Source organism: Streptomyces sp. HUAS YS2, from assembly GCF_033343995.1.
Lineage (GTDB): Bacteria > Actinomycetota > Actinomycetes > Streptomycetales > Streptomycetaceae > Streptomyces > Streptomyces solicathayae.
The window spans coordinates 1669200-1681644 of record NZ_CP137573.1 but is presented as its reverse complement, the minus strand read 5'-3'; the positions used below and the strand labels follow the sequence as shown (position 1 = coordinate 1681644).

Sequence of the window (12445 nt, the reverse complement as noted above, 5' to 3'; positions counted from 1 at the left end):
CGTGAACGTCGGACACCGGCCCCGCCGGACAACACAACCCCGCACGCCCCATCACCACTCAAGGAAGCGACATGAGCGCACAGAGAGCCCAGCTTAGCCGCAGAGGATTCCTCGGAGGGTCCCTCCTCTTCGTCGCCGGAACGGCGATCGGCTGCACCACCAGCCCGACCGGCGGTTCCTCGTCCGGGGCGAAGACCACCCTGAACGTCTGGTCCCACGCCTACGGCGAGGCCGGCACCCAGCAGGCCCTCACGCGCTACGCCGCCGCCTTCACCAAGGCGAACCCGGACATCGCGGTCAAGGTCACCTGGGTCCCCGGCGACTACACGGCCAAGCTCAACGCCTCGCTGCTCACCGCCGCGGCGCCCGACGTCTTCGAGCACGGCGACTTCACCCAGGGGCTCGCCCGGCGTGGCCAGGTCGCCGCGCTCGACGCCGAGTACGGCAGCACCAAGGACGACTTCAACCAGGGCGCTCGCGACCTGGTGACCGTCGACGGGAAGCTCTACGGCGTCAAGATGATCGACGACGTCCAGATGCTCTACTACCGCAAGAGCGTCCTCGCCAAGGCCGGGATAGCCCCGCCCACCACCTTCGACGCGCTCGTCGCCGCCGCCAAGGCGCTGACCACCAAGAAGAGCAAGGGTCTGTTCATCGGCAACGACGGAGTCGGCGAGACTCCGGCCCTCTCGGTGTTCTCCAACCGCGGCGAGCTGGTCGCCGACGGCAAGATCGGCTTCGCCTCACCCCAGGCCGTCGAGGCCGTCACGGGCCTCAAGCGCCTGCACGACGACAAGTCCCTGCTGCTCGGCTTCACCACCGACTGGTGGGACCCCTCCGCCTTCGTCCAGGGCGTCGTGCCGATGCAGTGGACCGGGCTCTGGGCCATGCCCGCCATCGAGAAGGCGCTCGGCGACGACTTCGGCATCCTGCCGTGGCCCGCTTTCAAGGCCGGCGGCTCTCCGGTCCTGCGCGTCGGCGGCTGGACGAGCTGCGTCAACGCCAAGGGCAAGAACGTGGCGGCGGCCAAGAAGTTCGTCAAGTGGCTCTGGATCGAGAAGACCGACCTCCAGCAGGACTGGTCCGAGGGCTACGGCTTCCACGTCCCGCCGCGCACGTCCGTCGCCGCCACGGCGAGCAAGCTCGGCAAGGGCACCGCCAAGGAGGCCGTCGAGCTGGCCGCGAAGTACGGCAGGAGCAACCCGAACACCTGGGACTCCGCCTCCGGCACCCCGTTCGGCGCCGCCGTCGCCAAGGTCGTCACCGGTCAGGGAGACGCCGCCAAGCTGCTGGCCGACGCGGCCGAGCAGGCCCAGGCGGCCGTGGACAAGCAGCTGTCCTGATGAACGCCACCACGCACGCCGTACCACGCTCCGAGGGAGCAGGGCGCCCCGCGGACACCCCGCGGGGCCCCGCCCGGGCCCGCCGTCGCCGTGCCGACCTGCGCTCCTGGGGCGCGTTCGCCCTGCTCACGGCTCCGATGCTGATCGGCCTCGGGGTGTTCAAGTACATCGCCATCGGATGGAGTTTCCTGCTCAGCCTCAGCGAGGCCCAGGGCACCATCGCGCTCGGCGACTGGGTGGGGCTCGACAACTACCGGCAGCTGTTCGGCGACGCCGTCTTCCGGAACGCGCTGAGCAAGATCGGGCTGTTCACCCTGTTCATCGTCCCGATCACGTTCGCGGCCTCACTCGGCCTCGCGCTCCTGGTGCACCGGATCCGACGGGGCCGGGCCGTCCTGCGGACCGCGTTCCTGATCCCGGCCGCCGTCTCCTACGTCGCGGCCTCGCTGCTGTGGAAGATGTCCCTGTTCAGCGGGATGCCGGCGGGGATCGCCAACATGATCGGCGGCTGGTTCGGGATGGAGGCCGTCCCCTGGCTGCAGGGCGGTGATCCCCCGCTGTACTGGATCGCCCTGGTGACCGTGCGCCTCTGGCTCCAGGTCGGCTTCTACATGGTGCTCTTCCTCGCCGGCCTGCAGGCGATCCCGAAGGAGATCTACGAGGCCGCGGCCCTGGACGGAGCCACCGGGCTGCGTCTGCTGCGCCGGATCACCCTGCCGATGCTGCGCAACACCTCGGTGGCCGTGCTGATGCTGATGTTCATCGCGGCGTTCCAGGCGTTCGACGAGTTCTACAACCTGTTCGGCGGCGGCATGTCCGGATCGGGCACCGCGCCGGTGAAGACCCCGATGACGTACCTGCACGACACCGCGATGGGCGCCCAGAACTACGGTCTCGGATCGGCCGGCTCCTTCGTCCTCACGGCCCTGATCGTCGGGGTGACGCTGGTCCAGGGGCGGATCACGGGCTTCGGAAAGAGCGAGGAGTGAGCCCGGTGACGACCGTACGAGAGGGAGCGCGTGCCCTGCGGGGCCCCGCGCGCGGCTTGCTGGCCGGGGCCCTGATGGTGGTGTTCCTCGCCCCCTTCTACCTGATGCTGCGCAACTCGCTGATGGACACGCAGGCCCTGACATCGCCCGAGTGGACCTGGTGGCCCTCGACGATGCACTGGGAGAACTTCACCTCCCTGTTCAGCGACCCCATGGTGAACATGGGCCAGTCCCTGGCCAACTCCCTGCTGATCGCCGTGATCACGGCCCCGCTGTCGACGCTGCTGGCCTCGGCCGCCGGATTCGCGCTCGCCCGCATCCCGGTTCCCGGCCGCGGTGTCGTGCTCGGCCTCGTCCTGGCCACGCTCATGATCCCCGGCTCGGCGACCTTCGTGCCCACCTTCGTCGTCGTGGGCGCGCTCGGCGGGGTCAACACCCTGTGGGGCCTCATCGTCCCCGGACTCTTCAACCCCTTCGCGGTCCTGCTGTTCCGTAACTTCTACCTGCAGCTCCCCCGCGAACTCGAGGAAGCCGGCCGCCTGGACGGCCTCGGCTGGCTCGGCCTCTACCGCCGGATCGCGCTGCCGTCGTCCGGCGCCATGCTGGCCTCGCTCGGCGCGCTCGCCTTCATCGACAGCTGGAACTCCTTCCTGTGGCCCCTGGTCATCGGCCAGGACCCGTCCGCCTGGACGGCGCAGATCGCCCTGTCCACCTTCCTCACCGCGCAGACCATCAACCTGCCCGGCCTGTTCGCGGGCGCCGTCGTGACCATCACCCCTCTGGTGGTCATGTTCCTGATCGCCCAGCGCCACATCGTCGAAGGCATCGCCCACACCGGCCTCAAGGGCTGACGCGAAACCCTCGGCTCCCCGACTCCGGACCGCCGGTCCGGGATGGCAGCACCTTCCTCACACCCCCACCCCTTGGAGGGCAGCACCATGAGATGGAACAGCCCCAGCTCTGTCGGCCGAAGGGGCACAGCGCGGGCACTGCCCGCCGCCCTGGCCGCGGCAGTACTGTTGACAGGCCTGACCCCCGGTACGACGTCGGCCGCGACGTCCGCCGCCGACATCACCGTGCTCACCGGGGAGCAGCTCGCCGAGTCCTGGCGAGCGCCGCTGAGCACCCGTGGCCGGTACATCGTCGACGCCGACGGCAACCGCTTCAAGCTGAAGGCCGGCAACTGGTCCGGTGTGCAGGGCACCTGGGAGGGCAGCGGCGACGTCAACGATCCCGCGAACCACCAGGCCGACCAGAAGTCGAACAACATCCCTCTCGGTCTGGACCGCACCCCGATGGCCCGGATCCTCGCCGACTTCCACGAGCTCGGCCTCAACTCCATCCGGCTGCCGTACGCCGACGCGATGATCCGCGACACGACGGTGGTGCCCGACTCGGCCGTAACCGCCAACCCGCAGCTCAAGGGCAAGACCCCGCTGCAGGTGTACGACGCCGTCGTCGCCGCCCTGACCGCGGACGGGTTCGCGGTCATCCTCAACAACCACACCACGACCTACCGCTTCTGCTGCAGCCTGGACGGCAACGAGCGCTGGAACACCAGCCAGTCCACCCAGGAGTGGATCGACAACTGGGTCTTCCTGGTGAACCGCTACAAGGCCAACAAGCGGGTGGTCGGCGCCGACCTGCGCAACGAGGTCCGCCGCAACACGACCGACGACCCCAACTGGGGCTGGGGCAACGAGCACGACCTGTACAACGCGTACGAGAAGGCCGGCAACAAGATCCTCCAGGCCGACCCCGACATGTTGATCATCATGGAGGGCATCAACTGGCAGGGCATCCCGCAGGGAATGTTCCCTCACGGCCGCCCGACGCTCACGCCGGTACGGAACCTCTCCCACACCCTGATCGAGTCCGGCAAGCTGGTGTACGCGGCCCACTTCTACGGGTTCACCGGCCCGAACCACACCGGCGCGACCGGAGGCTGGCAGAACGGCGAGACCAACGACCCCCGCTACCGGGACCTGAGCCCCGAAGACCTCGTCAAGGTCGTCGACGACCAGGCCCTGTTCGTCACCCAGGCCGGGCAGCACTTCACCGCTCCCGTCTGGGTCAGCGAGTTCGGCACGGGCGGACGCGGCATGACCGACGCCAAGGAGATCGACTGGTTCCGCCGCTTCACCGACATCCTGGTGAAGAACGACACCGACTTCGCCATGTGGCCACTGGTCGGCTGGACCGGCGCCGACGGCAAGCCCCAGGACAACTGGGCCCTGACGACCTACGACACCAATGGCCGGCGGCTCGGCCTGCAGGAGGGCGGAGACTGGCGGGCCGAACACTGGACCAAGCTGGTCAACGCCCCCGGCAAGTCCGGTCAGGTCGACCGCGTGAACCACTGGAACATGCTCGACCTCGACTTCGGCGACCAGAACGTCTCCAGCACCATGCTGGCGAAGGCCGACTGGAGCAGCGGCAACCGCAAGGGCAACTGTCCCGACAGCCAGCGTCTCGTCGCGCTCGCCCGCAGCAACAACCGCGGTCTGTGCACCGACGCCGGCCAGCCCGCCAAGACCGCCGGCGCCTGGACCACCGTCACCGACGAGCGCTACGTCACCCACGGCGACTGGGCCTCCGGCTACAACAAGCTCCAGTGCCCGGACAACTCCTTCGCCGTCGGCTATAGCGTCAACGGCAACTCGATGGCGGCTCTGCTCTGCGCCCCGTCCGCCACCGCGCTGCCGCTGACCGGCCGCAACGTCTGGTTCGACCAGGGCGACAACCGGCCCGCATCCGGAGGCTCCGTGAACAGCGACTGGGCCCCCGGCGCCTACAAGGGCCAGTGCAGGGACGACGAGTACCTCGCCGGCGTCGCCTACACCTGGAAGTGGCAGCACGGCGGAGCCCCCGACGCCCTCCTCTGCCGCCCTCTGAGCTGACCGCCGGCCCCAGGCACCGGCACCCCGCACGGCACCACAGCAACGACACCTAGGAGCACCACAGTCATGCCTCGACTGGAGATCGCCGCAGACGGCTTCCGTCTCGACGACCGCCCGTTCCGCATCATCTCCGGCGGACTGCACTACTTCCGCGTCCACCCGGAGCAGTGGGCCGACCGGCTCCACAAGGCGCGGCTGCTGGGGCTCAACACGGTCGAGACCTACGTCCCGTGGAACCTGCACGCGCCCCGGCGCGGCGAGTTCCGCGCGGACGGAGGTCTCGACCTGCCCCGCTTCCTCGATCTCGCCGCCGCCGAGGGCCTGCACGTCCTGCTCCGGCCCGGCCCGTACATCTGCGCCGAATGGGAGGGCGGCGGCCTGCCCTCGTGGCTGCTCGCCGACGAGGACATCGAGCTGCGCAGCCGCGATCCCCGCTTCCTGAAGGCGGTGGACGACTACCTCGAATCCCTCCTGGCGACCGTGGGCCCGTACCTCGCGACCCGCGGCGGACCCGTCGTCGCCGTCCAGCTGGAGAACGAGTACGGCGCCTACGGCGACGACTCCGGCTACCTCGCCGACCTGGCCGACCTGCTGCACCGGCACGGCGTGGACGTTCCGCTCTTCACCTGCGACCAGCCCTCCGACCTCGAGCGCGGCGGCCTCGACGGCGTCCTGCGTACGGTCAACTTCGGCAGCCGCGTGGACGCCGGGCTCGCCGAACTGCGCACCCGGCAGCCCGAAGGCCCGCTGATGTGCTCCGAGTTCTGGATCGGCTGGTTCGACCGCTGGGGCGGCACCCATGTCACCCGCAGCGCGGAGGACGCGGCGGCCGACCTCGACCGGCTGCTGGCGGCCGGCGCCTCGGTCAACCTCTACATGTTCCACGGCGGCACCAACTTCGGCTTCACCAACGGCGCCAACGACAAGGGTACGTACCGCCCCACCGTCACCTCCTACGACTACGACGCCCCGCTGGACGAGGCCGGCGACCCCGGCCCCAAGTACGCGGCCTTCCGCGAGGTCATCGCCCGATACGCGCCCGTCCCCGAAGAGCCGGTCCCCGCCCCCGCGCCCAAGCTCGCCCCGGCCGTCGCCGAACTCACCTCCTGCGCCGGGCTCCTGGATCAGGCCGAGCGGCTCGGCGGCCTCGCGGTGCACGCCGACCGGCCGGTCACCATGGAACAGCTGGGCCAGTCCTTCGGATTCGTCCTGTACGAGACGACCCTCCCGGACGCCGGCCGCACCGTGCTCCGCGTCGGAGAGGTGCGCGACCGCGCCCAGGTCTTCGTCGACGGGCAGCCGGTCGGCGTCCTGGAGCGGGAGAACCACGAGCACGCGCTCACCTTCTTCGTTCCCCGACGCGGCGCCCACCTGGCCGTACTCGTCGAGAACCAGGGCCGCGTCAACTACGGCCGGGCCATGCACGACCGCAAGGGCCTGCACGGTGCCGTCACCGCCAACGGCCTGCCCCTCGTCGGCTGGCACAGCCGTCCGCTGCCGCTGGACGACCCGAGCGCGCCGTCCTACACGGCTCTGGACCCCTCCGCGCCCCCGGTCGGCCCGGCCTTCCACCGCGGACACGTGGACATCGCCCGCCCGGCCGACGGCTTCGTCGCCCTGGACGGCTGGACCAAGGGCCAGGTGTGGATCAACGGCTTCGCGCTCGGCCGCTACTGGTCCCGGGGCCCGCAGACCACGCTCTACGTCCCCGGCCCGGTCCTGCGCGCGGGGCGTAACGAGGTCACCGTCCTCGAACTGCACGGTTCCACCACCCGGACGGTGGCACTCCGCGGCACACCCGACCTGGGACCCGTCGAGGACTGAGACCGGCGCGGACCCGGCCCACGGCCGGGCGCCGGCCGGCTCGCCCACTCCGATCGGCACTCTCCCGAACGACCACGGAGACATCCATGCACAGCAAGCAGCGCCTCACCGAGCAGCGGCTCGCCCGTGTCCTCGACGAGCGCATCAGGCCGGCCGTCCACGCCCGTACGGTCCCGCTCGACATCGCGATCTGGAACGTTCCCGGCGAACCCGTCCCCGTCGCCGACGGCCTGGCCGCGCCGTACCGGTCGGTGGCGCTCGGCCACCGCTGGGGGCCGCCGTGGACCACCAGCTGGTTCCGGATCAGCGGCAGGGTGCCGGAGGAGTGGGCGGGCCGCCGTGTCGAGGCCGTCGTCGACATCGGCTTCAACTTCACCGGTGCGGGCTTCTCCAGCGAGGGCCTGGTGTACCGCGCCGACGGCACCGTCGTGAAGGCCCTCAACCCGCGCAACGCCTACATTCCGGTCGCCGACCCGGCGGTCGGCGGCGAGGAGTTCACGTACTACGTCGAGGCCGCAGCCAACCCGAACCTGAACGACAGCCACGTGCCCGACCGCACGGGCGGCCGGCCCTCCTGGCTGACGGGTACCGGCATCGCCGGCGCCCCGCTCTACCAGCTGCTCCGCCTCGATCTGGCGGTCTTCGACACCGAGGTGTGGGAACTCGCCCAGGACCTGGACGTCCTCGGCGAGCTGATGCGCGAACTCCCCGAGGCCGAACCGCGCCGCTGGCAGCTGCTGCAGACCGTCGAGCGGGCCCTGGACACCATCGACCTGCAGGACGTGTCCGGCAGCGCCGCCGCCGCCCGTGAGGTGCTCCGCCCCGCGCTCGCCGCTCCCGCCTCGCCCAGCGCCCACCGCATGTCCGCCGTCGGGCACGCCCACATCGACACCGCCTGGCTCTGGCCGCTGCGCGAGACCGTGCGCAAGGTGGCCCGGACGCTCTCCAACGTCACCCACCTCATGGACGACCACCCCGGCTTCCGTTTCGCCATGTCCCAGGCCCAGCAGCTGGCCTGGCTCAAGGAGCGCCGCCCCGAGGTCTACGGCCGCGTCCAGGAGAAGGCGAAGACCGGACAGTTCCTTCCCGTGGGCAGCCTGTGGGTGGAACCCGACACCAACATCATCGGCGGCGAGTCCCTCGCCCGGCAGCTGATCCACGGCAAGCGTTTCTACCTCGACGAGTTCGGCGTCGAGACGAAGGAGATGTGGCTGCCCGACACCTTCGGCTACAACGCGGCCATGCCGCAGCTGATGAAGCTCGCCGGTGTGCGCTGGTTCCTCACCCAGAAGATCTCCTGGAACACCACGAACAAGTTCCCGCACCACACCTTCTGGTGGGAGGGCATCGACGGCACCCGGATCTTCACCCACTTCCCGCCCGTCGACACCTACAACGCCGAGATCACCGGAGCCGAACTCGCGCACGCGGTGAGGAACTTCCAGGACAAGGAGGCGGCCAACACCTCGCTCCTCCCCTTCGGCTACGGAGACGGCGGCGGCGGCCCCACCCGCGAGATGCTGGCCCGCGCGTCCCGCTTCGCGGACCTGGAGGGCTCGCCGAGGGTGGCCATCGAGAGCCCGGCCGACTTCTTCGAGCGGGCGCGCGCGGAGTACCCCGACGCGCCGGTGTGGCTCGGTGAGCTCTACCTGGAGTTCCACCGCGGCACGCTCACCAGCCAGTTGCGCACCAAGCAGGGAAACCGGCGTGGCGAACAGCTCCTCCGGGAGGCCGAGCTGTGGTCCGCCACCGCAGCCGTCCGCACCGGATTCGCCTATCCCCACGACGCCCTCGACCGGCTCTGGAAGACGGTCCTGCTGCACCAGTTCCACGACATCCTGCCCGGCTCCTCCATCGGCTGGGTGCACCGCGAGGCCGAGGCGACCTACGCGGCGGTCACGGCCGAACTGCACGGCGTCGTCGACGCCGCCCAGCGCGCCCTGGCCGGGGAGGGCGAGGAGCAGGTGATCTTCAACGCCTCCCCGTTCACCCGCGACGGCATCCCCGCCCTCGGCGCGTCACCCTGCACGGCGCCCGCCCGCCCGGTCGCGCCCGCGCCGACCGAGGGCGGCGGCCACCTCCTCGACAACGGACTCGTCCGCGTCCGGATCGACGACCGGGGCCTGGTGACCTCGGCGTACGACATCACCGCCGCCCGCGAGGCCCTGGCCCCCGGCACGGTGGCCAACCTCCTCCAGCTCCACCAGGACTTCCCCAACCAGTACGACGCCTGGGACATCGACGCGTTCTACCGCAACACCGTGCACGACCTCCGTGACGCCGACTCGGTGAGCGCCGAGGCAGGAGGTGTGCGGGTCGTACGGACGGTCGGCGCGTCGCGGATCGAGCAGTTCATCTCCCTCGACGAGGGATCGCGGCGCCTCGACATCGCCACCGACATCGACTGGCAGGAGGAGGAGAAGCTCCTCAAGGCCGCCTTCCCGCTGGACGTCCGAGCGGACCACTCCAGCGCGGAGATCCCCTTCGGACACGTCCAGCGCCCGACGCACACCAACACCAGCTGGGACGCCGCCAAGTTCGAGTTCTGCGCCCACCGCTTCCTCCATGTCGGCGAACGGGGCTGGGGCGCGGCCCTGGTCAACGACTCGACCTACGGACACGAGGTCACCCGGGACGTCCGCCCCGACGGCGGCACCACCACGACGGTCCGGCTCTCGCTGCTCCGCGCCCCGCGCTATCCCGACCCGGACGCCGACCGGGGCCGGCACCACCTGCGGTACGGGTTCGTGATCGGCGCCGACATCGCGGACGCGGTGCGCGAGGGATACGGCCTCAACGTGCCCGAGCGCTCCGTGCCCGGTTCCCCGGCGGCGGTCGCGCCCCTGGTGGCCACGGACGACGACGCCGTCGTCATCGACACGGTCAAGCTCGCCGACGACCGCTCCGGCGACATCGTCGTACGCCTCTACGAAGCGCAGGGAGGCCGGGCCACGGCCCTGCTGACCACCGGCTTCCCGCTGGAGTCGGCCACCGTCACCGACCTGCTGGAACGCCCGCTCGCCCCCGGCGAGGACTCCGCCGCCGCCCGCGAGACGGCCGCCGGACAGGTGTCCCTGACCCTGCGCCCGTTCCAGATCCTCACCCTGCGCCTGCAGCCCGTGTCCGGACGAAGCCGGCAAGGATCATGATGCTCCGAGAACAGCGCGTGCCCCATGACACCGATCCCGTCGCCCGTGCCGCCGCCGCTGCCGGCCCGAACCGGGTGCACGTGGTCTACAAGACCCACCTCGACCTGGGGTTCACCGACCTCGCGGTCGACGTCCTCAGCCGGTATCGGGACGAGTTCATCCCGGCGGCCGTCCGGCTCGGACGTGACCTGCTCGACGCGACCGGGAAGCGCGATTTCGTCTGGACCACCGGGTCCTGGCTGATCGCGCACGCGCTGGAACACGGCACCGCCGCCCAGCGTGCCGATCTCGATGCGGCCGTCCGAGACGGGATCGTGGCCTGGCACGCCCTGCCGTTCACGTCGCAGACCGAACTCATGAGCCGGGCCACGATCGAGCACGGTCTCGAGGTGTCGAAGCGGCTCGACGCGCGATACGGCCGCGAGACGTGCGCCGGCAAGATGACCGACGTCCCGGGTCACACGATCGGCATCGTGCCACCCCTGGCGGAAGCGGGGGTGCGGTACCTCCACATCGGGGTGAACCCGGCCTCGCCCGTGCCGGACGTGCCGGAGCACTTCGTATGGCGTGCGCCGGACGGCAACGAGATCGTGGTCTCGTACGACCCCGGCTACGGCTCGGACCCGGAGACGGCGCGGGTGCGCCGACTGCGCGGATCGAACGACGCGCTGTTCCTCGCGTTCACGAACGACAATCACGGTCCGCCCACCCGAGAGAGCGTGGAGCGCCTGCTCGCGGTGCTGCGCGAGCAGTACCCCGATGCCGAGGTCGGCGGATCGACCCTGGACGCTTTCGGCCGGACGGCCTGGGCCGCCCGCGAGCACCTGCCGGTGGTGGACCAGGAGATCGGGGACAGCTGGATCCACGGCGCTTCGGCCGACCCGGTCCTCACCTCCCGGCTGACCCGCCTCCAGCGGCTGCGCGACCAGTGGCTCGCCGACGGCCGGCTGGAGCGCCACGGCCCGGTGGACCGGGGGCTCGCCGACGAGCTTGCGCTCACCGCCGAGCACACCTGGGGCTTCGACGTGAAGGGGTACCTTCCGGACTACACGGTCTACACCAAGGCCGACTTCCGAGCGGCTCGCGCGCGGGACGCGATCGACCTCGACCGGAGCGTCCCGCCGAGCCTGGGCCACCTGCGGCAGTGGGCGCGGGAGCCGTTCGGCTACGAGGCGACCCTTGCCTCGTTCGACGAGAAGCGCGCACGCACGCAGACCGCGCTGGACGTCCTCCCGGCCGACCTGCGTGCCGAGGCGGACGCCGAACTCGTGGTCGCCCCCGCCCCACTGCCGGCCCACGCCGTCCAGGTGCACGGCGGTGCGGTCCACGACGACGTGGAGCTGGAGATCGACGCACACGGTGCGCTCATCGCCCTGACCGTCGCCGGTCGCCCAGTTCTCGCGACGCGACCGACCACCGCCGATCCGCGCGGCCACGGCGAGTTGGGCGGATACTCGTACATCGCGTACGGCTCGGGCGACGAGCAGCGCTGGCTGCGCGAGTACCTGCGTGACCCGGAGCGCCACGCGGATTGGGCGTTCCCCGACATGGGAAAGCCGGGGCTGGAACTCGTGCGTCCCGAGCGCGTGACCGAGGTGTTCCGGCCGTACGTGCGGACGGCACACAGCTGGACCGACGCCGACGGCGCAACCGTGCTCCGGGTCACGGCGGGCCTGCCCCCGCGGGCCACCGAGGAGTTCGGGGCGCCACGCACGGTCACGCTGGAGTACCGGGTGTCGCGGGGGGACGTGCTGCGGCTGGGAGTCACCGCCTTCCTGTGCGACAAGGACGCGTTCTACGGACCCGAGGCATCCTGGCTGCGCCTGCGGCCGATCGTGGCGACCCCTTCTCGGTGGCGCCTGTTGAAGTCGGGCGTGTCGGTGGACCCGCTCGATGTGGTGCGCGACGGCGGGCGGGCGTTGCACGCGGCGCACGGCCTGGTGTACGCCGACTCCCGGAGCTCGGTGCGGATCACGCCGCTGGACACGCCGGTGCTGGCCGTCGGAGGGCCGCGGTTGTTCAGCCACGACGACACGTTCGGCGACCCCGGCGAGGGGTTCGCCTTCTGCCTGCACAACAATGCGTGGGGCACCAATTATCGGCAGTGGTTCGAGGAGGATCAGCGCGCGGAATTCGTGCTCGAATTCGACGCGTGCAGGTCCTGACCCCGCACACCGACCGGTGGACGACGCGCGCAGGAGGCTGACCACCTTGGCGAAGGCCCTCGATCGCGGTCGACC

Annotated in this window: 7 protein-coding genes; all 7 read left to right on the top strand. The window is 70.8% G+C overall.

What is annotated here, in order from left to right:
• Positions 1 to 71 precede the first annotated feature (71 nt).
• The 7 genes from R2D22_RS07700 to R2D22_RS07670 all read left to right on the top strand — a co-directional run bounded on the left by R2D22_RS07700 (position 72) and on the right by R2D22_RS07670 (position 12370).
• Positions 72 to 1343 (top strand): ABC transporter substrate-binding protein, encoded by a 1272-nt coding sequence (locus R2D22_RS07700; protein ID WP_318102135.1) that lies wholly within the window; start codon positions 72 to 74, stop codon positions 1341 to 1343.
• Positions 1343 to 2332 carry a carbohydrate ABC transporter permease gene (locus R2D22_RS07695; protein ID WP_318102134.1) on the top strand — a complete coding sequence of 330 codons (990 nt, stop codon included), beginning with the start codon at positions 1343 to 1345 and terminating at the stop codon, positions 2330 to 2332. Before R2D22_RS07700 ends, R2D22_RS07695 begins: the two co-directional genes overlap by 1 nt.
• Before the next feature lie 5 nt (positions 2333 to 2337).
• Positions 2338 to 3183, top strand: coding sequence for a carbohydrate ABC transporter permease (locus tag R2D22_RS07690; protein WP_318102133.1), 846 nt, complete (start codon positions 2338 to 2340; stop codon positions 3181 to 3183).
• Between the two features lie 168 nt (positions 3184 to 3351).
• Positions 3352 to 5232 (top strand): glycoside hydrolase family 5 protein, encoded by a 1881-nt coding sequence (locus R2D22_RS07685; protein ID WP_318102132.1) that lies wholly within the window; start codon positions 3352 to 3354, stop codon positions 5230 to 5232.
• Between the two features lie 66 nt (positions 5233 to 5298).
• Positions 5299 to 7056, top strand: coding sequence for a glycoside hydrolase family 35 protein (locus R2D22_RS07680; RefSeq protein ID WP_318102131.1), 1758 nt, complete (start codon positions 5299 to 5301; stop codon positions 7054 to 7056).
• Between the two features lie 86 nt (positions 7057 to 7142).
• Positions 7143 to 10205, top strand: coding sequence for an alpha-mannosidase (locus tag R2D22_RS07675; protein WP_318102130.1), 3063 nt, complete (start codon positions 7143 to 7145; stop codon positions 10203 to 10205).
• Positions 10206 to 10222: 17 nt separating this feature from the next.
• The gene (locus R2D22_RS07670; protein ID WP_318102129.1) at positions 10223 to 12370 is read left to right on the top strand and encodes a DUF5054 domain-containing protein; all 2148 of its coding nucleotides are present in this window, start codon (positions 10223 to 10225) and stop codon (positions 12368 to 12370) included.
• Positions 12371 to 12445: the final 75 nt, after the last annotated feature.

Excerpts from the sequence above, each read along its gene's own strand:
- R2D22_RS07695 (WP_318102134.1), top strand. The coding sequence starts at position 1,343 with ATGAACGCCACCACGCACGCCGTACCACGCTCCGAGGGAGCAGGGCGC.
- R2D22_RS07700 (WP_318102135.1), top strand. The coding sequence starts at position 72 with ATGAGCGCACAGAGAGCCCAGCTTAGCCGCAGAGGATTCCTCGGAGGG.
- R2D22_RS07675 (WP_318102130.1), top strand. The coding sequence starts at position 7,143 with ATGCACAGCAAGCAGCGCCTCACCGAGCAGCGGCTCGCCCGTGTCCTC.
- R2D22_RS07680 (WP_318102131.1), top strand. The coding sequence starts at position 5,299 with ATGCCTCGACTGGAGATCGCCGCAGACGGCTTCCGTCTCGACGACCGC.